This window comes from Paenibacillus sp. 10L310 (assembly GCF_056395745.1).
Window position 1 is genome coordinate 116,223 of record NZ_JBFTKC010000011.1, and the last position, 21,626, is coordinate 137,848.

The 21,626-nt window shown below is 50.7% G+C and carries 17 protein-coding genes; 5 read left to right on the top strand and 12 right to left on the bottom strand.

Annotation, left to right across the window (positions count from 1 at the left end; genetic code table 11):
• The first annotated feature begins 171 nt into the window (after positions 1–171).
• Positions 172–1,812, top strand: a complete 1,641-nt coding sequence (locus AC1DE7_RS21600) for a PucR family transcriptional regulator (protein WP_477535128.1) — start codon at positions 172–174, stop codon at positions 1,810–1,812.
• A gap of 16 nt (positions 1,813–1,828) precedes the next feature.
• On the opposite strand, the gene AC1DE7_RS21605 is transcribed toward AC1DE7_RS21600, so the two are convergent.
• From AC1DE7_RS21605 to AC1DE7_RS21655, 11 genes are all read right to left on the bottom strand, one after another.
• Complete coding sequence (locus AC1DE7_RS21605) at positions 1,829–2,056, bottom strand: hypothetical protein (protein ID WP_062836929.1); 228 nt, start codon at positions 2,054–2,056, stop codon at positions 1,829–1,831.
• A complete protein-coding gene (gene hydA, locus AC1DE7_RS21610; protein WP_477535129.1) occupies positions 2,056–3,501 on the bottom strand; it encodes a dihydropyrimidinase in 1,446 nt (481 codons plus the stop codon). Before hydA ends, AC1DE7_RS21605 begins: the two co-directional genes overlap by 1 nt.
• Positions 3,498–4,793, bottom strand: a complete 1,296-nt coding sequence (preA, locus tag AC1DE7_RS21615; RefSeq protein ID WP_477535130.1) for an NAD-dependent dihydropyrimidine dehydrogenase subunit PreA — start codon at positions 4,791–4,793, stop codon at positions 3,498–3,500. The genes hydA and preA overlap by 4 nt, the downstream gene beginning before the upstream one ends.
• 481 nt (positions 4,794–5,274) lie before the next feature.
• Positions 5,275–6,642: an NAD(P)-dependent oxidoreductase gene (locus AC1DE7_RS21620; protein WP_477535153.1), complete on the bottom strand. Its 1,368-nt coding sequence runs from the start codon at positions 6,640–6,642 to the stop codon at positions 5,275–5,277.
• Positions 6,643–6,691: 49 nt separating this feature from the next.
• Positions 6,692–7,573, bottom strand: a complete 882-nt coding sequence (locus AC1DE7_RS21625; protein ID WP_477535131.1) for a nitrilase-related carbon-nitrogen hydrolase — start codon at positions 7,571–7,573, stop codon at positions 6,692–6,694.
• Positions 7,574–7,577: 4 nt separating this feature from the next.
• Positions 7,578–8,867, bottom strand: coding sequence for a M20 family metallo-hydrolase (locus tag AC1DE7_RS21630; protein WP_477535132.1), 1,290 nt, complete (start codon positions 8,865–8,867; stop codon positions 7,578–7,580).
• A gap of 98 nt (positions 8,868–8,965) precedes the next feature.
• Positions 8,966–10,339 carry an aminotransferase gene (locus AC1DE7_RS21635; protein ID WP_477535133.1) on the bottom strand — a complete coding sequence of 458 codons (1,374 nt, stop codon included), beginning with the start codon at positions 10,337–10,339 and terminating at the stop codon, positions 8,966–8,968.
• Positions 10,340–10,360: 21 nt separating this feature from the next.
• Positions 10,361–11,425: an ABC transporter substrate-binding protein gene (locus tag AC1DE7_RS21640; protein WP_445744907.1), complete on the bottom strand. Its 1,065-nt coding sequence runs from the start codon at positions 11,423–11,425 to the stop codon at positions 10,361–10,363.
• 140 nt (positions 11,426–11,565) lie between these two features.
• Positions 11,566–12,504: an ABC transporter permease gene (locus AC1DE7_RS21645; RefSeq protein WP_340984073.1), complete on the bottom strand. Its 939-nt coding sequence runs from the start codon at positions 12,502–12,504 to the stop codon at positions 11,566–11,568.
• Complete coding sequence (locus AC1DE7_RS21650) at positions 12,501–13,313, bottom strand: ABC transporter permease (protein ID WP_100528373.1); 813 nt, start codon at positions 13,311–13,313, stop codon at positions 12,501–12,503. Before AC1DE7_RS21650 ends, AC1DE7_RS21645 begins: the two co-directional genes overlap by 4 nt.
• On the bottom strand, positions 13,294–14,118 hold the full coding sequence (locus AC1DE7_RS21655) for an ABC transporter ATP-binding protein (protein ID WP_340984072.1): 825 nt from the start codon (positions 14,116–14,118) through the stop codon (positions 13,294–13,296). The genes AC1DE7_RS21650 and AC1DE7_RS21655 overlap by 20 nt, the downstream gene beginning before the upstream one ends.
• A gap of 367 nt (positions 14,119–14,485) precedes the next feature.
• On the opposite strand from AC1DE7_RS21655, the gene AC1DE7_RS21660 reads away from it, so the two are divergent.
• The 3 genes from AC1DE7_RS21660 to AC1DE7_RS21670 all read left to right on the top strand — a co-directional run bounded on the left by AC1DE7_RS21660 (position 14,486) and on the right by AC1DE7_RS21670 (position 19,042).
• Complete coding sequence (locus tag AC1DE7_RS21660) at positions 14,486–16,708, top strand: methyl-accepting chemotaxis protein (RefSeq protein ID WP_477535134.1); 2,223 nt, start codon at positions 14,486–14,488, stop codon at positions 16,706–16,708.
• Between the two features lie 119 nt (positions 16,709–16,827).
• Positions 16,828–17,829: a GTP 3',8-cyclase MoaA gene (gene moaA, locus AC1DE7_RS21665; RefSeq protein ID WP_100528370.1), complete on the top strand. Its 1,002-nt coding sequence runs from the start codon at positions 16,828–16,830 to the stop codon at positions 17,827–17,829.
• 376 nt (positions 17,830–18,205) lie between these two features.
• Positions 18,206–19,042, top strand: coding sequence for a methyl-accepting chemotaxis protein (locus tag AC1DE7_RS21670; RefSeq protein ID WP_477535135.1), 837 nt, complete (start codon positions 18,206–18,208; stop codon positions 19,040–19,042).
• Positions 19,043–19,251: 209 nt separating this feature from the next.
• On the opposite strand, the gene AC1DE7_RS21675 is transcribed toward AC1DE7_RS21670, so the two are convergent.
• Positions 19,252–19,860, bottom strand: a complete 609-nt coding sequence (locus tag AC1DE7_RS21675) for a LysE/ArgO family amino acid transporter (RefSeq protein ID WP_340984070.1) — start codon at positions 19,858–19,860, stop codon at positions 19,252–19,254.
• A gap of 135 nt (positions 19,861–19,995) precedes the next feature.
• Between AC1DE7_RS21675 and AC1DE7_RS21680 the strand changes: the two genes are divergently transcribed.
• A complete protein-coding gene (locus AC1DE7_RS21680) occupies positions 19,996–21,489 on the top strand; it encodes an aminotransferase-like domain-containing protein (RefSeq protein ID WP_477535136.1) in 1,494 nt (497 codons plus the stop codon).
• The last annotated feature ends 137 nt before the right edge of the window (positions 21,490–21,626 follow it).

A 21,626-nucleotide genomic window follows, 5' to 3' on the forward strand; every position in this document is an offset into this window, starting at 1 on the left:
TGTCATTTGAAACAAATGAACGTTAGATTTCAGCCCATTGGCTGTAAATAGACTTATAATATGGATTAATTATGTAAGTTGACGGATTCCAGACTCCAGATAGATCACATGTGATTGGGGAAGGATGGTGGTTGTGTGGGGGAGACAACGCTTCATATTCAAGTCAGAGACATGTTAAAACGTCCTGTGTTTCGCAAGGCAGAAGTCCTGGCCAGTGATCGTGCGCTGGAGCGGTATGTTCGCTGGGTTCATATCATGGAGGTTCCCGAGGTGGGGGACTTGCTCAATGGCGGGGAATTGGTGCTGACAACAGGCATTGGCTGGCAGGAGGGTGAGCAGCAAGGCCTGTCTTTTTTGCGTCAGTTAATTGCACGTGGGGCTGCCGGACTCTGTATGGAACTGGGGGATCACACCAAGTTACAGCTCGGGGCTATGAAAGAAATTGCAGTAGCAGCTGATTTTCCGTTGATCTGGTTTCACGAACAAGTCCGTTATATCGATATTACGCAAGACTTGCATTTCACCTTGATTCGCAGTCATCAGCGGATGATCGCTGAACTCGATAGTCTCACCACCTCCTTTAACCAACTTCTTCTGAATGGAGACGGGGTACAACCCCTTCTTCGATTATTGTCACGAACAACCGGATTTGCCGTGGCGTTATATCCACTTGAAGGGGAAGCAAGTGCCGTTCCCTACTGCCCTCCAGAGCAGCTGGAGACTCGTCGGCAGGATTGGTTTTTGCAGCGGGAACATTTGGCGGAGGAGGATATTCCGAATTTAATGCAGCTGTCAGATAACACATTGGATGTGATCAGCATGCCTGTTCAGGCGTTGGACTACACCTTTGCCGACCTTGTGCTGATGCATCAAAAGCTGACGGATCAAGATTCAAGCATACCGATCAAACCTTCGGATGAATTCGTCATTCAGGCACTGGAACGATGCGCGGCCGCGATTGCTCAGGACTGGATGCGAACCAAATACATGGAAGAGAAACGCCGCTACAAAGAAGATATGTGGGTCATTGATTGGCTTAACGGATACCACTCCACGAAGGAAGTCCATGAATATATATCTACCGTTAATCCCCTTCTCGCAACGAGCAAAGCCACTATTATTTTATTCGACAGCAATCCAGCATACACAGATAGCATCAGACTTCAGAAGTTGTTGATCCAACGTAACATCGTCGCCCGGTCGGTATTTGCTCGGGAGAACTTCACCCTCTACAGCACCGTTCTGAACCACCAGATCATTCTTATCATTCTCGACCCACTACCTGGATCTCAGCGCAAAAGCAGTCTCTGGCGCTGCATCAAACAGCTACAGCAGCACGAGCAGGAACAGACCCACTGCCTCTTCTCAGGCTTGATCGGTATCAGTCATAACTGCACAGACCTCTCCCGTCTCAAGGATAGTCTGGAATCCGCGAAGGAGACACTGCGAATTCAGAAGGACATCGGTGTGATGCAGCAGCCCTTTTACAGTAATCTTCATTGTTACCGCATCATCGCTAGTATGAAGCAGAGTGGCAATCTGGATGATTTCATCGAAGAATATTTGGGGCCGCTCATTCGTTACGATGTGGAGAAAGGAGGTCAGCTGCTGCGGACCCTCAAGCAATATTTGGTCCTGTGCTGCTCCAAGCAAGAGACGGCCACCGCTCTATATATCGTCAGACAGACACTGTATCACCGTTTGGACAAAATCGAAGCCCTTTTGGGAGAAGACTATATCCTCCCCGAGAAAAGGGTCGCGATCGAACTTGCCATCTACGCTTATGAGTACGTACACGGCCCGATCGCATGAAGAGCTTCAGTATGATCTACGCTCCCCGTTGCTCCTGAAGCTGGCGAATCAGGATGTGACTGAACCACTTCCGTCCAGACGCCGTGCCTACGTATTGCTCTTGTTTCTCTTCGGGAAGATCCGGGTGCCCCCATATGACGTGAGCACCCTCCAGATGTTCCCGTACCGCATAGATCCGATAACCCTGTGCAACCATTCGCTCTATGGCGATCCTCTCGGCCTCAAACACATCATGATCCGACATCAGCTTCTCCCTCCATTCACTGCCGTCACAGGATGTTTCATCGGTATGGGCGCGCCTGCATCATACTTGTTGCGCTTCACATATTGGCCTGCCCCTGCTGTTCCGGTATACTGCCGATCTCGAATGACATACTCCCCGCGGCACAACACCGTCACCGGACATCCCTGTACCTGCATACCTTCAAAGGCACTGTAATCCACGTTCATATGATGCGTATCTGCCGATATCACCCTGTTTACAGAGGGGTCAAAAATAACGATATCCGCGTCTGTCCCGACAGCGAGAGTCCCTTTCTGCGGAAATAGTCCAAATAACTTGCTCGCTCTTGTCGAACATAGATCAACCCACTGATTCAGTGTGATCCTTCCTTTGACTACACCTTCGGAATACAGAATGCTGAGACGATCTTCGATGACAGGCCCCCCGTTAGGAATTTTGCTAAAATCATCTTTGCCCAAGTCCTTCTGCCCCTTGAAATTAAACGAGCAATGATCGGAGCCAATCGTTTGCAGTTGACCACTTTTCAATGCATTCCACAACACTTCCTGATGCGCTACTTCCCGCAGCGGAGGTGACCAAACATACTTTGCACCCTCAAAGTCCGGCTGATCCATGATCGATTGATCCAGTGCCAAATACTGAGGACAGGTCTCCCCCCAGATCCGGTAGCCCATTTCACGCATACGCGCAATTTGCTCCACTGCTTCCGCACAGGTCACGTGCACCACATACAGCTGTGAATCCGCAAGTGCAGCCAGACGCGCCGCACGCCCTGTTGCTTCTCCCTCCAGCATGGATGGACGAGTCAGCGCATGATGAATCGGCTCCGTGCGCCCTTCGGCGAGCGCCTGTCGAACCAGCAGGTCAATGACATCCCCGTTCTCGGCATGAACCATGACGAGTGCGCCGTACTCTTTTGCCTTTTGCAACGTCTGGAAGAGAATCCCGTCATCCGCCTGAAACTGGTTTTTATACGCCATGAACACCTTGAAGGATGACACACCCTCTTCTTCAATGATCTGCGGCAGCTCTTCTAGCACCTGATCATTCATCTCGCCAATCATGAGATGGAAACCGTAGTCGATGGCAGCTTTACCCCCGGCTTTGGCATGCCACTCCTGGAGAGATTCGATTAATGGACGGCCTTTTTGTGTCAGACAAAAATCAATGATCGTCGTTGTACCGCCAAAAGCTGCCGCTGTCGTTCCCGTCGCAAAATCATCCGCCGTTACCGTTCCACCGAAGGGCATATCCAGATGCGTATGCGGATCGATCCCGCCCGGAATGACGTAACAGCCCGCTGCATCCACAACTTCCGTTCGTTCATCTGGCACCAGCCCGATGCCAATCTGTGTGATTTTACCCTTTTCGATCAGCATATCTGCTTCAAAGGTATCTGACGCTGTGACCAACACACCGTTACGAATCAATTTGCGGGTACTCATGATATCGCCTCCTTGGTTGATTGATCTCTAACCGATTGCAACATCGCAATCGCAGACTGCCGTTCATTCCAGGTTACAGGTTCCTGCTCAGGCACAAGCTCAACCATCTCAATCGCCCCATCCACCGGGCAAACAATCGAACACAGATTACAGCCAACACAGTCCTCTTCCACCACTTCCAGATAGGAGCCGGACGGGTCGGTCAACATATCAATACACTGATGCGAGGTGTCCTCACAAGCAATATGGCATTTGTTGCAATTGATGCAGACATCGCGGTTGATGCGGGCGACCACTTTGTAGTTCAGATCGAGATTGCCCCAATCCGAGTAACGTGGAACCGTCTGACCTACCAGGTCTGCTACACTGCTCAGACCCTTTTCATCCAGATAATCGTTCAGCCCATCAATCATGTCTTCCACAATGCGGAATCCATGATGCATCGCTGCGGTACATACCTGAACCCCTGTAGCGCCCATGAGCAGAAACTCTGCGGTATCCCGCCAATCAGATATGCCGCCTATGCCAGAGATCGGCACACCCACCTCCGGATTACGTGCACACTCCGCAACCATGTTCAGTGCAATTGGCTTCACAGCTGGGCCACAGTATCCACCATGCGCTCCTTTGCCGCCCACATGGGGCACGGTATTCCACGAATCCAGATCCACACCTGCCAGGGAGTTAATTGTATTGATAAGGGAGATCGCATCCGCGCCACCTCGTACAGCTGCCCGGGCAGTCGCCGTAATATCCGTGATATTCGGCGTGAGTTTCACGATCACCGGTGTGGTCGCCACTTCCTTCACCCACATCGTCTGGAGTTCGACCAGGTCAGGTTGCTGACCAGAGGCGGCTCCCATACCACGTTCGGCCATGCCATGCGGGCAACCAAAGTTCAGCTCCAGGCCATCGACGCCGACAGCCTCCACCTTTTTGACAATCTCATGCCACTTCTCCCGCGTAGGTTCCACCATCAGTGAAGCTATAACCGCACGGTCCGGGAAGTGTTTCTTGGTCTCGGCGATCTCCCGCAGATTCACTTCCAGCGGACGATCGGATATCAATTCAATATTATTAAACCCCGCCACCCGTTGCCCACCAAAATGGACCGCCGCGAAACGCGAGGATGTATTGATAATTGGCTCACCCAGTGTCTTCCACACCGCACCACCCCAGCCCGCCTCGAACGCACGCTGGACCTGATATCCCGTATTGGTCGGTGGTGCAGAAGCCAGCCAGAATGGATTGGGTGATCGAATACCTGCCAGATTAATGGATAAGTCAGCCATAACGATCCCTCCTTGGTGTTGTTTGAACATATTAGTTACACTGGACATTTGGTCGCGCTCAGGATTTATGCGTAGTAATTAGTTCTGGATAGCACGCACCTAAATTCTAACGAACCGTACACCTCTTATTGGACTCATTTGCGGCAATTTCAAAATCTAACGAATCGTAAAAGTCTTATTTGGCTGTAGTAGCTCATTTCGGCTTCATTTCAACAGGTGTTCGTCAACATAAGACGTGTGAGATTCGTTAAATTTTCCAATCCTCGGTAATTGCCACTATAAGGTGTGTAGGGTTCGTTAGCGTGTCAGGTACACGAGAATTTGATGTACCCACACTTCTTGCTCAGATCTGATCTACACCTATATCACTCTAGCAGTCCCTTGCGCCCTCCCACCCTCGCCTCTCCTTGTACTCTCTCCTTACACCCTTTCATTGCACGGTTTCCGTGTACTCTCCACTTTCCCTTGTCTCCCTCACAACTCACGCCGTCTCTTCCACCTGTCCAGGCAACGCCTTCATGACTGCGGCGGCAGCCAGCTTACCCTGCTGTGCAGCCGAGACAACCATCGCCTCACCCTGGCCCTGACCAAAAATGACATCTCCTGCCGCATAGATCTGAGGATGCGAGGTACGGTACGTATGCGGTTCGATCTCAACGACGCCCCATTGGTGACGCAGCCCAAATGCTTCGATTAATGGTAATAACCGATGCTGCCCAATCGCCCGGATGACCGTATCACATTCAATCATGAACTCCGATCCCTCGACAGGCGCAGGCAACGCGCGCCCACCACCAGACGGGGTAATTAGCTCCATTTTCACGCATTCCACAGCCTGAACCCGACCGTTCTCGTCTCCAATGATACGCTGCGGCATCGTAAACCAGCGGAACTCCACACCCTCCTGCTTGGCAAACGTATATTCAAACGCATACGCCGTCATCTGGCTTTCCCCGCGCCGATATAACATCTGCACCCGCTCGGCACCAAGACGTACCGAACAGGTCGCTGCATCTACCGCCGTATTGCCCGCGCCAATAACGGCAACCTTCAGACCATTCAATGCGGGCGGAACACCTTGCTTGGTAGACTCCACCAGTTCAATCGCATCATAGACACCTTCCAATGTCTCCCCTTCAATGCCCAGCATAGGTACTGAACCCATGCCACAGGCCAGAATGACCGCTTCATGCTGCTCCAGCAACTGCGAAGCAGGGATATCCACACCAATACGCACCCCATAGCGGATCTGTACACCAAGTGCCTCCACCTGCTCCACTTCCCATAGCGCAACCGATTCGGGCAAACGGAAGGATACGATGCCGTACGTGTTCAGCCCCCCGCCTTTGGGTTTGGCTTCATAGATCGTCACCTCATATCCTGCACGCCCCAGTTCACGTGTTGCCGACAGTCCTGCTGGCCCCGCTCCCACAACAGCAACGGTTCTCCCATTGGCAGGTGCTGCCTGGAATAACGGCTCATTCTTCGCCCGCGCCCAGTCGGTGGCGTAACGCTGCAAGTCACCAATGCGAATCGGCTTCGACGATTCGTTCAGAACACATGCACCTTCACACAATTCCTCTGTGGGACAGACACGTGCGCAGCTGGCTCCAACCGGATTTGCATCCATGATGGTGCGGGCCGATCCTTTCAGGTGCCCTGTGGATATTTTGCTAATAAAAGAAGGGATATTAATGTCGGTTGGACAGGCTTTGATACAAGGTGCATCGTAACAGTACAGACAGCGGTTTGATTCCTCCATCGCTTCCTTGCCTGTCATGGCGGGTTTCATCTCGGCAAAACGACTCTCCCACCCATAATCGGATAACGTTGTTCCTGAGCTGTTCATCAATGTCATGCACCTCCTGAAGTTTGATCCGCACAGCTTCCAGCTACTTTTACAGACTAACCAGATGTTCGTACGTTTCCGGCCTGCGATCGCGGTAGAACTGCCACACATTACGCACCTCACGAATCATCTCCGTATCCATCTCGCCAATGACGACCTCATCCTGATCCCGGCTGCCTATCGCTACCATTCTGCCTCGCGGGTCCACCAAGTACGACTGTCCATAAAATTCACCCATATTCCACGGCGCTTCCACGCCAACCCGGTTGATGGCCGCTACATAATAGCCGTTAGCTACCGCGTGAGCAGGCTGTTCCAGTTTCCACAGATATTCCGATGTACCCGCAACCGTAGCGGACGGATTGAAAACAATCTCTGCCCCCGCCAACCCGAGCAATCGTGCGCCTTCCGGAAAATGACGATCATAACAGATGTACACGCCGACTCTGGCGTAGGCCGTATCAAATACCGGAAACCCAAGGTTACCTGGTTTGAAATAATACTTTTCCCAGAACCCATTCGTGCCCTCACCTGCTTCCACATGCGGGATATGATGTTTGCGGTATTTGCCCAGATACGAACCATCCGCATCTATAACGGCTGCCGTATTGTAATACGAAGCAATACCCTCCACCTCGTATACAGGTAAAATAATCACCACCGCAAGCTCCTTTGCCAGCTCCTGAAAACGTCTGGTCGTCGGTCCTTCCGGCACCGGTTCAGCGGATGCATACCATTTGGGATTCTGCTCTGTGCAAAAGTACGGCCCATAGAATACTTCCTGCAACCCGATGATCTTGGCGCCTCTTGCAGCAGCTTCACGGACCAGCGTAATGTGTTTCTGAACCGCAGCTTCTTTGTGTACCTCAACGGGAGCCGAACCTTCAATTTCATGAGAAGCCTGGATTAATCCGATGCTGATTTTGCTCATAACGTCACAACGCCTCCTCGGGTAAAATGATTGGTTGGTTCACTCCACTACACATCCTCCGAATGGTGCGATATAACACTTCCGTGCCGAGTCCAATATCCTCCGGGGAGGAATATTCGCTGGGATGATGACTGATGCCGTCCTTGCTGCGGACAAAAATCATGCCATAATCACACACAAGCGAAAGGGCCAACGCATCATGGAACGGACCACTCATCAGTTCTGGCAAAGTAACCCCGATCTCTTCCGCGGATGAACGAATCACCGACTTGATTGGCTCTGCACAATACCGCGGCTCACTATTCGTATCCTCTGTCAGCGAGTAGGTTAGACCATATCGGAAACTCACGTCATCCAAAATGTTCATCAATCGGGCTTCAAGCCGGTTCCTGCGCTCCATCTCCATGTCTCGTAAATCAACCGTGAAGCTGACTTCCTCTGGAATGATGTTCCGTGAGTCTGGAAACACCCTCAAACTTCCCACCGTACCTACGGTTGGGGCTTCCGGGTCTTCTCTCACCATATCGTCAAAAGCCGCAATGACTTTGGCGCTGCCTACCAGAGCATCATGCCGCATCCCCATCGGAACGGAGCCGGCATGACCCGCCATGCCTTTCATCGTCACCGTAAGCCACAACGGACCCGAGATGCCCGTCACCAGACCTACTGGAGCATTCATCGCTTCCAGCACCGGCCCCTGCTCAATGTGTAGCTCCAGATAACTCCCTATGGAACCTGGCGGATAGATCGCCTCATCAAAATCCGAAGGAGAACAGCCGAAGGCTTCCAGCGCCTCCCGACGGGTCACTCCGTTTTTATCCTGCCGCTCCAGTTCGCCTTCTTCCAACTGACCGGTTATACCACGTGAGCCGAACAGGCCTTTGTTAAAACGGGAACCCTCTTCATCGCAAAAGGCAATTATCTCAATTGGCATCAGGGGCTGAATACCATTTTCGATCAGGCATTGCACGGCTTCGAGCGCGCCTAGCACACCAATCGCTCCATCATATCGACCGCCATAAGGCTGAGAGTCGATGTGGGAACCAATCATGAGGATCGGCAGTGCCTGATCCGCACCTTCCAGACGACCTATCAGATTACCGAAGGCATCAAGTCGTGTCGTCAAACCGGCATTTTCCATCCAGAGACGAACTTGTATGATGCCATCCATATCTTCCGGGGTCAGGGCAAGTCGGCAAACACCCGTCTCCGCGATTCGGCCAATCTGTGACAACTGCTCAATGCGCTCATTCAGCCGAAGCTGATTAATGACTTTGCCTGTTGTCGTCTGCATCCTCCCTCGCCTCCTTGCGCTTATTTATCGCGTAATGATATGAAAATTTTCATTTTGCTTGCTAAACCGTAAACGTCTGTCGTACCTGTGTATGGCAACTAACCTGCGTCCAGACTACGTAGCGCAACGAGCAAACTTCCAGCGATCAGATCCAGCTCATCCTCGGTGGTGACAAACGGCGGAGAGATCGTCAAAATGTTTGCAAACCCCGGCACGGTATCGCCGTTCTTGCCAATCAGGATGCCATCCCTTTTACAACTGGCGAGTACCTTCATTACTTTATCCGCCTCCGCAGGAGATCCGTCTGCTTCAATCAATTCAATGCCACAGGCGAATCCGAATGAACGGATATCCCCCACAATGGACAGCTCCAGTAGTGGCTCCAGCTTCTCACGAAGCAGGTATCCCAGTTCTTCCGCCCGGCTGACCAGATTCTCTCGTTCCAGAATCTCCAGATTTGCCAGTGCCACCCGGCAGGACACCGGATTTCCGCCAAATGTATTCACATGGCGAAAATGGGCATCCGGTCCGGGTTCGCGGAACGTGTCATACAGATCGGCTCGCACGGCCGTTGCCGATAGCGGCGAATAGGCACTGGTCATGCCTTTTGCCATCGTCACAATATCTGGCTGTACACCATAGTTCTGATGACCAAACTTCTGCCCAGAGCGACCAAAACCGCAGATTACCTCATCCACAATGAGCAGCACGCCATAGCGCTGACAGATCTCTTGCACGGTACGCATATAATCCGGCGGGGGCACAATCATGCCGCCTCCTGTAATCACTGGCTCCATAATTACTGCGGCAACCGTCTCAGGACCTTCCCAACGAATCACCTCTTCATAGATGGTTGCACATTCGAGTCCGCATCCATCCTTGTTTCGTCCAAACGGACAGCGGTAACAATACGGTGGTGGAACATGAGAGAAACCTACGCCGAGTGGCTCGTATTTGATCTTGCGAGCGGCTTGCCCGGTGGCGCCCAGTGCGCCCATGGAGTTGCCGTGATACGCACGGTGACGGGAGATGAATTTATGCCGTGTAGGCTCACCATTCTGATGGTGATACTGACGGGCTATTTTGAAAGCCACCTCATTTGCATCTGAACCTGAGTTGGAGAAGAATATTCGATACTCCCCCTCCAGCCATTCATTCAGCTTCTCCGCCAGCAAAATCGCTGGTTCGTGACTCTGTGTCATCGGTACATAAGCAATTGCTTTCATCTGTTCATAGGCACTTCTCGCAATCTCCTCACGGCCATGCCCCACATTCACACACCACAGTCCAGACATCGCATCCAAATAACGCGTACCATCCTGATCGGTGATCCAACTGCCCTCCCCGCTTACTGCAATCATTGGATGATCGTTATGAGGCGAGATGTGATGCCATACGTATTTGCGATCCTTCTCCAGCCATTCTTCCTTCGTACCGCCAAGCGGCTGGGGCTGCTGATCTACAGAACTCATTCGTCATCCTCCTCCACGCGCTTATTTCACAGCTTCTTCATAGATACTCTTCTCCAGCGCTTCATCCAGGTTGGCGGCTTTTTTGATCAAACCATAGTTCAGTGCAATATCCGCAGTTCGGGTAAACGACTCATCTACAAAGCTGCCGACTTGCTGCTCCGTAAACCCTTCCGGGCGAATTAGCTTTGCAATCTCTTCCAGCATTGTTACCTGATGCTCACGAGTGGTACTACCATCCGTCACATTACTCATCACGATATCCACCGTTTCATCCTGTTGATCAATGGCGTAGTTCCAGCCTTTCAAAATGGCACGGGTCACTTTGACCGCAAGCTCACGGTTGCTGTCTACCCAATCCTTTTTGGCAATCAGCGTATCCTCCAGCATCCCAACACCGGCATCTTCAATATTGAATACATCCAGATCGGATTCTTTCATCCCACTTTCCAGCACCACGTGAAATTCGTTATAGATCGTTGCCGTCGCCACATCTACCTGATCGTTGAAAAACTGATCCATCGTGAACCCCTGCTTCACCAGTTCAATATCCTTCTTCGGATCCAGACCATTCTTCTCCATGAACGCGAGCACCTGAAACTGCTGACTGCCAAACCAGGTACTGACCTTCTTGCCTTTCATCTGAGCCGGATCAGTAATACCTAGGGACTTCTTGGCAATCAAGCGATAGCTACTCTTCTGTGAGATCTGGGCGAGTGAGACGAGTGGCAGACCGTTATCCCGGCTGACCAGCAAACTGTCTACACCCGTAATGCCCACATCGGCCGCACCATTGACCACCTGCTGCTCTATCACGATATCCGGACCACCCGGAATAATCTCGGCATCAATGCCTTCATCTGCAAAAAAACCTTTTTCCTTCGCTGCATAGATCCCGGCAAATTGTGCCTGCGGCACCCATTTCAGCTGAATTTTCACTTTGGTTAACGGTTGATCCGCCTCTCCTGACCCTCCTGAACTTGCAACGACAGGCTCAATAGCCGGCTCGGACTTCGTAGAACATGCACCCAGCATCGTAACAACCAACAGGACCAATACCAGCAAACCCGGCTTCAACGTTTTGTACATGTACAGAACAACCCCCTGTTTATATACGATTTATCAAGCATCAGTCCGTGTTCAAAAAGTCTACTTTTCAGTACCGTGGACTTTTTGAACAACCTCTATCAGGTATTACGATCTATGGATGGTTGATACCCTGATGTATGTTAGTGATCTGTGCGTGCACGATTCCACGGAATGAGTCGTTTTTCTGCCAGGACAACCGCTTCATACAACACAATGCCGAGCGCGGCGGCGATGACAATGCAGGACCAGGCCAAGGGCATGTTTGCCAGTCGAATCTGATCCGAGAGCAAGTACCCCAGCCCCTGGGAGGCGATGAAAAATTCACCCACAATGGCCCCGATAATACTGGTCGACATGTTGATCTTCAGACCGGCGAAGAGGGAAGGCAGCGCATGAGGCAGTCTCAGCTTCCAAAAAAACTGCATCCTGCTCGCGGCAAGGCCACTCAGCAGATCACTGTACTGCGGCTGAATGGAAGTCAGCCCTTTGAACAGGCTAACAGCCATCGCTGCCATCGTAATCACCGTGACGACAGCAATACGCGACCAGATCCCGTCTCCGAACCAATTGTTCATAATCGGGGCAAGGGCCACAATCGGAACTGCGTTCAGTGCCGACAAAACCGTAACCGCCGCCCTGCCGCTTGTTGGAAAGAACGATGCACCTGCCGCTGCCAGAGCACCCAACAATGAACCGAGCAAAAAACCTCCCAGCATTTCGGTTCCGCTATACATCGCGTATCGAAAGAGCATATTGGCATTTTCCTGAATGGATGCCGCAATCGCGGAAGGCACAGGCAGTTGGTAGCTTTCCAGCGAGAATATCCAATGAAACAACCTGAGCTGCCAGAGGGTGAGAAACAACACACCCGCACCCCAAGGAAGCATGCTCAGTACAATTGAGCGCCTGCGAACGCTGGTACCCAATCTGGCCTTTTCGGCTTGTCCCTGTTGTCCGTGAATTTCTGATCCTGGAGCAGATGTTATCTGTGAACCCGTGAGGGGCGTAGCCGCGCCAGTTACAGCAGCAATAGCCACACCTTCATCACGCTTCCGTTGCAAAACTCTACCTTCACTCATGTGGCATCGCCTCCTTTGGCCCTGAATTCAGGCTGCCAAGGGGTTAGCCAACGTTCAGCCAGACTGATGGCCAGATACGAGATCAGGCCAATGCCAATGCTAAGCATGATGGTGGCCCAGAACATGCCAACTTGGGCATGACCGTAATATAACGAACTGACCATCAGGACGCCGAGTCCATCGGGAGCGCCCATCAATTCCACAACGATGGAGGAAGTCACCGCGAGCGGAGCAGCTATTTTCATACCGGAAAATAGTCCCGGCAGTGCTGAGGGCAGCAGGCATTTGATATATCGTGCAGTCAGTGAAGCTCCACAGGAACGCATCAGTTCCAGGTGCTCTGGTGCTGCACTTTTCAATCCTTTTAATGTATGGATGATGATCGGGAAGAAAGTGACATACGCGGCCATAACAATTCGGGCCCACTCCGCATTGTGGATGATCCCGTACACAATTGGTGCGAGACCAATAACCGGAACCATCTGTGAGGAGACAACATATGGAGATAACGTGCGCTCTAGCCAGACAGCCCCGCTCATGAGTAGAGCCAGACCCAGACCAAGCAACGTTCCCCCTCCAAAACCAATGGCTGCATTGCCAAACGTGACAGCCCCCTGCTCTGCGAGCGTACTCGAGTAACGAAACAAGGCTGCAAGGACTTCGTGCAGATAAGGAAGGCGAGACGCCGCCTGCTGGGGTGACAAGAACAGTTGGAGTATCCAGGCGATTCCTTCCCATAGCACCAATATGGTCATAATCCAGATGACAACCCAGGATCGATATCCCGGTTTAAAGAACCGCAGGGACATGAGATTCATCACGCTCCTCGTAGAAGCAGTTGCGAATGGTTGTGATCATGTGGTAGAAGGCTTCCGTTTCTCTCAGTTCACTATGACGTTCGGAAGGCAGATTGACGGAATGAATGGAATGTACTTGCCCCGGATGTGCCGAGAGCACGATGATCCGGTCGGACAGAAATACGGCTTCGGGGATGCTGTGTGTGACAAAGAGGAAGGTCTTGCCTGTTGAGCGCTTGATCTCAAGCAGCTCCAATTGAAGTTTTTCTTTCGTGAATTCGTCCAAGGCAGAGAAGGGTTCATCCATGAGCAGCAATGGTGGATCAAGTGCAAGCGCACGTGCAATGGATACACGTTGCTGCATTCCGCCACTGAGCTGCCATGGATAATGGTCTGCGAAGCGGGTTAACCCTACCATTTCAAGCAGTTCACTGCTAATGCGGCGGCACTCCTTACGGCGGGTACCCAGCAGTTCCAAGGGCAATTCCACATTGTGTCGAACGGTGCGCCAATCGAACAAGGCGGGTGTCTGAAAGACAATGCCGAACTGTCGCTGTAGTCGAGCCCGCTCAGGCTCCTGACCTGCGATGCGAACGGTGCCTGAGGTAGGTTGAAGTAGATCACCCACCAGCCGGAGCAAGGTCGACTTGCCACAGCCGGAAGGGCCCAGCAGAGAGACAAACTCATTAGACTGGATCTGGAATGTAACATCCGACAAGGCAGTCACTTGTTGTGTACCTGTACCAAAAACAACGGACACATGATCTACATCAATATGGCAGGCTTCGGGGACTGTGGCTGAGGATATGGAGGACATGGGCATTCTCCTTTGTGGGAAGTTGTTTTCATTACACACCAAGGCTGAATGGGAGGTTTATATACACAAACGTAACAGGTTTTGCTTGTTAGATAATACTATATCGCTTTGGGCGGGGATTACATTATACAGTGTGTTTTGAGTATGGACCTGTTCATGTTACACAATGTAAAATGAGACGGATTCTCAGATACATACATGTGAGTTTTCTTCGTAGATAGCTAACATTCATTTCACCTAACAACAAGCGCACAATCATTTGTATTTATTGATTAAATATTCGGAAAATATGACATATCCCCTCGTATTCTTGTTCGTTTTCTTGTATAAAGATTGAATATAGAATCCAGAAATCGGGGTGGTCATGATGTTTGATTGGCTGGGATGGAGAAAAGGATTGCCGCTGTGGCGATCCTATCGGTTGAACGCACATATAAAGGAAGATGTGGAACAGATTTTTGAGGGGATTGCCGAAACGAGACGACAGCTTATGATGGACTGGGCAGATGAACAATGGAATCACCTGGATCGTTTGCTTCAACAGATACAGTCGGTCCGATTACAAGATGTATTACAAGGTTCACAGCAACGAAGTAAACTAGATACATGGTTTCAATCCAGTTATATTCGAGCCGTAGACAGTACGGAGCTATTTATGCTGAACGAACAGAATCAGGTGGTATTCTCTACATATAAGAAACATATTGGACAGATCTATGAAGATTACGAAGCTTTAATTGGACCAGGATTGAAATACTCCAGAGCAGATCGTCATGGCAAAAAATGCTTGTATGGTCCATATTCTGATCCACTGACGTTGGATATTGGTCCCCGTTCGTCCGCTTTTCACGATGATGTCACCTTGCTGTTTATCTCCCCAATCCTGCAGGAAGGTCGATATGTCGGTTCATTATGCAGCCGTGTTCCCGGGGATGTACTCGGTGACCTGATCCAACGAGAATCAGGTCATATCTATCCCGATTCCGGTGACAATTACCTCTTTATGGCTGAGTCGATATTACGGCCCCATCTGCAACCCGGCACCGCCTTATCCCGAAGTCGATTCGAAGACCGTACCTTTACACATGGGGAAAATCTCAAAGATGGTGTCACCACCGAATGGGGTATCGTTTCCGTTAAGGAGCATACCGAGCTGGAACTCATGTTCACTGATCCATCGACCGGAGAACTACACCCCGGAGTAGCAAACACCATTCAGAATGGTTCCAATCTGTTCGTAGCCTTTCCCGGCTACTCGGATTACCGCCATATTTCTGTGATCGGCAAAGGCATCACCTTCCAGCTGCCACACTGTCCTGATCGCTGGGGCATGATGTGTGAAGGGGATCTGGAGGAAGTGTATCGGATACGAAGCATCGGCTGGCGCCAGTTCAAGCAACACAGTCTCTTCACGCTTTTGTCAGGCGTTGCAGGAGCAGCTCTTGTCTATACCTTCACTGGTAGTGGTTGGAGCGCGGCAGCAATGGCCGCTTTTAACGTGTTATTTGGATTCTTCACTGCACTACAGCTGCATCGTAGCCAATATCAACGAGTTCATGAAGACTTGCGTCGCATCAGCCGATTTATTCGAATTAACGCCGAAGGCAGAGGTGATCTGACCCAGCGCCTGAACACGTCTGCTTTTGCCCAAGATGAATCAGGTGAACTGGCGAAGTGGATCAACAACATGATTGATTCTCTCGAAGGCATTATGCTGAAGGTACAACTTGCCACGGTAGACGTTATGGACAACCAGTATCAGATGCGAACCTCAACAGAGACAACCCAAGGCACGACTGAACGTGTGAACCACAAGCTTGGTTCGATGATTCAGGCCATTCGCACCCAACTGGAAGATCTCGACCAGGCCAAGATCGCTGCTGATCACATGCGCATAACGCTGCAACAACTGGAGACCTCTGCTACCGAACAGATCAGCGTGGCCCAGCAGGAAGTGGAACGAATCGGCGATAAAATGACCCAAATCTCAGGAGCGGTATCCGATACTAACCGTACCATCCTGTCCTTCATGGATACCATGAAAGAGATTTACCGTGCACTGGCTGTCATTGATGAAATTTCAGCTCAGACCAACCTGCTGGCTCTGAATGCTACAATTGAAGCCGCACGCGTGGGCGAACATGGCCAAGGGTTCTCGGTCGTGGCAGGGGAAATCCGCAAGCTAGCCGAGTTATCCCGCTCTTCAACTGAAAATATTCATCAGATTCTGGACCGAATCTCAACGGCAGCAGGAGCTACATCTCAATTGATCACAGAGGGTGATCAGGTACTGGCTGAAGGAACAACACTGGTTCAGGCCGCTTCGCAACTTCTGCAAAATGCTACTGCTGAAGAACCTGAGCGCACTCAAGTCGTGGATCAAGTGGTCATGCTGATGGAGAATATTGCTGCAATCAGCCATCAAAATCGGGCGACTTCTGCCGAGGTAGAAGCAGAAATGATGGAGCTGATCCGTGATATGTTGCAGGTTCAGCATTCTTCGCATAATGTGGAAGCCATTACGGTTTTTCTGCAACAACTCGTGGGACAATTCCATCTGAATCACCCCGCCAAAAATGCTGTCATCTGACGTCATCGTTGACGCGGATTGGAGAAATAGCTAAAATTTGATGCAACTGTTCCTTTTGAAATTGTCGTATCATTTATAATAGAAGATTTCCAATCTGAACCGATGAAAGGGTGGTCTGCATGGAACTGCTTCAGGATTCATTTGGCCGGATACATGACTACATCCGTATTTCTGTTACGGACCGCTGTAATTTACGCTGTGTGTATTGCATGCCCGCAGAGGGTATGGAGTTTGCTCCACATGATGAGATTATGAGCTACGAAGAAATAGCACAGGTGCTGAAGGTACTTGCCCCGATGGGCATGCGCAAAGTCCGACTCACCGGGGGCGAACCGTTGGTACGCAAGGATCTGCATAAGCTCGTCAGCATGATCTCGGCAATTGACGGGATTGACGATATTGCCCTGACTACCAACGCTCTTCTGCTGGACAAACAAGCCCAGGCGTTGAAAGATGCTGGGTTGAACCGGATTAACATCAGTCTGGATTCCCTGCGCGCTGATCGCTTCTCCATGATTACCCGCGGCGGAGATGTGAACAAGGTGCTGAAAGGCATTGAAGCTGCAACTGCCGCTGGCCTTGCTCCAATCAAGCTGAATGTTGTGCTGATGAAGGGTATCAACGATGATGAGATCAAGGATTTTATTGCTATGACGATTGATCAACCTCTTCATGTGCGTTTTATTGAATATATGCCGATTGGACAGGCTTCGGATTCATGGCGCAAATCTTATTTGCCGCTGGAAGCCGTGACAGATGTATGTGCTGAAGCAGGCTGGACGGTAGAGAATACAACAGGCCCTGCGGGCAATGGCCCATCACGCAATATGAAAATTGCGGGCTCCGAAGGCACATTTGGATTGATTCATCCCGTGAGCGATCATTTCTGTGACAATTGCAACCGACTTCGGTTGACCGCTGATGGACATATCAAAGCTTGCCTCTACTGGTCAGATGAGTATAATGTTCGCCGCTTCGTGGATGATCCGAATGCCATGGCGGCACTTTTCCTCAAAGCGCTGGGTACGAAACCAAAGAATCATGAGATGGCTCTGGCTTTGGAACAAAAAATGCAATCGCACACGCCGACGGTACGCCGCATGTCCCAGATTGGCGGATAACAACAGTACGCAATATAACTCAACCGCGTATTCCTGCATATGGATATATATCTTTACCGTCAGGATGACCTCTTCACGCAACGGATGAGGTAACGCTGGCGCGGTGACCCCTTACGTGAATCAGCATTCATAACGTGAAGTGGAGCGTGTCACAAGGAATAGGCGAATACCCAAAGCAGACAAGAACATGATGTTCTTGTCTGCTTTTTCGTTATATTTTCATAAATTTCTGAAAATCATCAATTCTCCTGTTTCATTTGTTGAAAATTTAATTAATATACGTTATGCCCTTATCAGGCCTTCAAGATCAACCTCATTCTGACGATGTATACAATACATCTAGATGATACACATACATTATAGGAGCTGAACCTTATTGAACATCGTTAAAGCACTCGTTGCAGCAAGTCCATATTTTAAAATTATGCTGAAAGAACACGATATCATGATTGCAGTAACCGATACCGAGAAGTTCTGGTATTATGTACCGAGCAATGAACTCGATCTGGGCATCAAGGCTGGAGACCCCGTTTCCCTCGATGACCCTACACTACGCCGGGCACTTATACATGGGGAAACTTCAGCGAACCGTATTGATGCGAAATTCTATGGCACATCAATCAACTCGGCGGCCACCCCACTTCGGGATGAACAAGGAAATATCGTGGGCACACTTGCCATTGGTTTCTCTCTTCAGAACGAGGAAAAACTGGAGTACTTCACTGAATTGATCGGCGGTATCAGCGGAAAATTAACAGATATGGTGCAGACGGTAGCCGCCCAATCCGAGCAATTGACGGCATCTTCCACGCAGATTTTGGATAATACCCGCATGGCTGTGCAGAACTCAGGTGAAGTGAACAAGGTCGCCGCATTCATCCGTGAAATCTCAGAACAAACCAATCTACTAGGCCTGAATGCAGCCATCGAAGCGGCCCGAGCAGGTGAAGCAGGCGCCGGATTCAGCGTCGTTGCATCTGAAGTGCGTAAACTTTCTACAGGTACCAAAGAAGCTACGGTGAATATCGAACGTTCCTTGAAAGATGTTCAGCATTCCATTCAGCAGATGGAGCAGGAGATCACATCCATCTCACAGTCTAGCAACCAACAAGCGGTGCTGGTAACCGAGTTCAGCGAGGTCATTGATCAGTTGAACAGTGTAAGCCGTGATCTGAAAGTGTTTATTGAATCCATGCTGCTGAAGGCAGAATAGATCCGATTACGATGACCCTAATTCAAATGACCAACCATATATAAGAGACACAACACCAAAGCGTTATCGAGCACTACAGTTCCAACTCAATAACTTGATCACCAGGCATGCTGATAATCACATTCAGCATCCACATTGAACTCTCCGTGCGATTAACGTCACGGGGAGTTTTTTTATTTTAAACAAGACGAGCCACATCACGGTCCTTTTTAGGAATAGATGAGCTTCCACAGCATCATAACCGCCAAACCAACCATGACCACAGCGGACAACCGATTAAACACCAGACTGATGAGTCCAGTTCGATCCGTTCTGCCAATCACCCTGCCTGCGCCTGCAAGTCCCAAGAACCATATCCACGATACAGCCGCGGCTGTTAGGGCAAAATAAATGCGCTCCACCCCTTCATACTGAAGTGAACTGGTGCCAATCACGGCAACCGTGTCCAGCAGAGCATGGGGATTGAGTAAAGATACCGATGTTGCGAACGCAATCTGTCGCCCTGCTGACATTACCGTTTGCGAACCTTCCACAGATTCGGACGACCTCCAAATACTCCATGCCATATATAGCAGAAACAAGCTTCCTACTGCATACATCACATTCGCTAGCAATGGCCATTGCAACAAAATGAGCGACACCCCTCCAACGGCTGCCCCGATCAACAACGTATCACTGACCCCTGCCGTTATTACAGCAGGCAGGGCATGTATATAACGCCTCTGGCTCATGCCTTGGTTAAAAATAAATACATTCTGCACACCCAGTGGCAAGATCAGGCCAAACGCCAGAACCACTGCGTGAATAACAACCTCCATCGCGCTTCCCCCTTATCTCTGTATTCCATAGTAGGGCAGATGATGGCTGACGTAACCAACCACTTGGATGGCATCAGACCCAACCAAATGATATATTGTTTGTTACAAAGAAAACCGGAGGTGATTCTGCCAGTTATGGAACGTTCTGATTCTCGGCTAAGCATGGGGTGGAAGCCGAACCCTTCTCTCGACTTGCCCTTATATCGCCAGATTGAAGCCTATATCCGGCAGAAAATCACAACGGGCGAATGGTCCGCAGGATATCGTCTCCCCTCACAGCGATTATGGGCTAAGTCCATGGGCGTAAACCGCAGTACATTGGTCACCGCCCTGGATAATCTGGCCGCCGCTGGTCTGATTGAAGGCAGGCATGGCGGTGGAACATATATTTCCGGCTCCGGTTGGCATGGCATGGCTCACGGAGCGATGCCCAACTGGAACGAAGCCATCGAGGAGGGCTGGTATTATCCCAACCTGCCCGAGATCCAGCAGATTAATCAGGCTGAATTCCGGCCTGGCATCATACGTCTTGGTACAGGGGAGCTTGCCCCGGAACTGATGCCTCAGGATGCTTTTAACGACATTCTGCACTCCCTGTCCCATCGTTCTCGTACACTCAACTACCTGGAACCTCAAGGAAGCCTGGCGCTTCGTGAGGCTTTATCCGTCCATTTGCAGACGAATGGCATTCAAGCCTCTCCAGATTCCATACTGATCGTATCGGGCTCTCTTCAGGCACTGCATTTGATTTCGGTCGGACTGCTCCCTCGCGGATCAGCGGTTCTCCTGGAAAAACCGTCGTATCTCTATTCGATTCACGCCTTTCAATCGGCAGGGTTGAAAATGAGTGGCATCCCTATGGATGACGAAGGATTGCATATTGCACGTCTGGAGGATGCTGCGCAGCATGTCAAAGATCAAGACCACATCTCGCTTCTCTACACGATCCCGAGCTTTCACAATCCCACCGGCTATGTCATGAGTGATCACCGCCGGGAAGAACTGATGACCACGGCTCGAACACTAGGCATCTCCATACTGGAGGATGCCGCCTACAGTGATCTGTGGATGGATACTCCTCCTCCCTCATCGCTGAAGGCGCGTGACCAGGAAGGACGGGTGCTGCATATGGGCACCCTGTCAAAGGCAGTCAGTCCTGGACTGCGCCTCGGATGGCTGGTTGGGCCAGAGCCGGTCATTCGCCGTCTCGCAGATATCAAGATGCAGACCGATTACGGCACCAGTTCACTCGCCCAAGAAGCTGCTGCCCTATGGTTCGCCGAAGGACATCACGCTGGACATATGGAACGCCTTCGCCCTGAACTACGCAGACGCAGAGACTTCATGCTGGAGCTGCTTCAACGTCGCTTCCATGGGATTGCGGAGTGGGAAATACCCGCTGGCGGGTTTTACATCTGGCTGCAATTCACTGTCTCTCCGCTCTCTATCCGCCAATTGTTCCATACCTGTCTGGAGCAAAATGTACTTATCCACCCGGGTTATCTGTATGACCGGTTAGATGCGAGTCATATTCGGCTGTCTTACGCTTATGCATCCCCCGATGAGATGGAGCGTGGATTACAATGCCTGGCAGAGGCTGTCCACAGGCTTATGGATTCTGGCTCCTGACTTCGACGAATGCTTTTTCCTGATTTCACAATCAAAAAAAAACAGCCTTGACCTTGAAGGACCACGTCCTTCAGATCAAGGCTATTTGCGTAAGTTTCGAAAGTTTGGCCGAATAACAGAACGGGCAAACACCAGAT

Bases quoted from the DNA above. Each gene is read 5' to 3' on its own strand.
- AC1DE7_RS21600 (WP_477535128.1), top strand. From the start codon at position 172: ATGTTAAAACGTCCTGTGTTTCGCAAGGCAGAAGTCCTGGCCAGTGAT.
- AC1DE7_RS21675 (WP_340984070.1), bottom strand. From the start codon at position 19,860: ATGGAGGTTGTTATTCACGCAGTGGTTCTGGCGTTTGGCCTGATCTTG.
- AC1DE7_RS21660 (WP_477535134.1), top strand. From the start codon at position 14,486: ATGTTTGATTGGCTGGGATGGAGAAAAGGATTGCCGCTGTGGCGATCC.
- AC1DE7_RS21635 (WP_477535133.1), bottom strand. From the start codon at position 10,339: ATGAGTTCTGTAGATCAGCAGCCCCAGCCGCTTGGCGGTACGAAGGAA.
- AC1DE7_RS21655 (WP_340984072.1), bottom strand. From the start codon at position 14,118: ATGTCCTCCATATCCTCAGCCACAGTCCCCGAAGCCTGCCATATTGAT.
- moaA (WP_100528370.1), top strand. From the start codon at position 16,828: ATGGAACTGCTTCAGGATTCATTTGGCCGGATACATGACTACATCCGT.
- AC1DE7_RS21645 (WP_340984073.1), bottom strand. From the start codon at position 12,504: ATGAGTGAAGGTAGAGTTTTGCAACGGAAGCGTGATGAAGGTGTGGCT.
- preA (WP_477535130.1), bottom strand. From the start codon at position 4,793: ATGGCTGACTTATCCATTAATCTGGCAGGTATTCGATCACCCAATCCA.
- AC1DE7_RS21680 (WP_477535136.1), top strand. From the start codon at position 19,996: ATGGAACGTTCTGATTCTCGGCTAAGCATGGGGTGGAAGCCGAACCCT.
- AC1DE7_RS21630 (WP_477535132.1), bottom strand. From the start codon at position 8,867: ATGCAGACGACAACAGGCAAAGTCATTAATCAGCTTCGGCTGAATGAG.
- AC1DE7_RS21625 (WP_477535131.1), bottom strand. From the start codon at position 7,573: ATGAGCAAAATCAGCATCGGATTAATCCAGGCTTCTCATGAAATTGAA.
- hydA (WP_477535129.1), bottom strand. From the start codon at position 3,501: ATGAGTACCCGCAAATTGATTCGTAACGGTGTGTTGGTCACAGCGTCA.
- AC1DE7_RS21640 (WP_445744907.1), bottom strand. From the start codon at position 11,425: ATGTACAAAACGTTGAAGCCGGGTTTGCTGGTATTGGTCCTGTTGGTT.
- AC1DE7_RS21620 (WP_477535153.1), bottom strand. From the start codon at position 6,642: ATGAACAGCTCAGGAACAACGTTATCCGATTATGGGTGGGAGAGTCGT.
- AC1DE7_RS21605 (WP_062836929.1), bottom strand. From the start codon at position 2,056: ATGTCGGATCATGATGTGTTTGAGGCCGAGAGGATCGCCATAGAGCGA.
- AC1DE7_RS21650 (WP_100528373.1), bottom strand. From the start codon at position 13,313: ATGTCCCTGCGGTTCTTTAAACCGGGATATCGATCCTGGGTTGTCATC.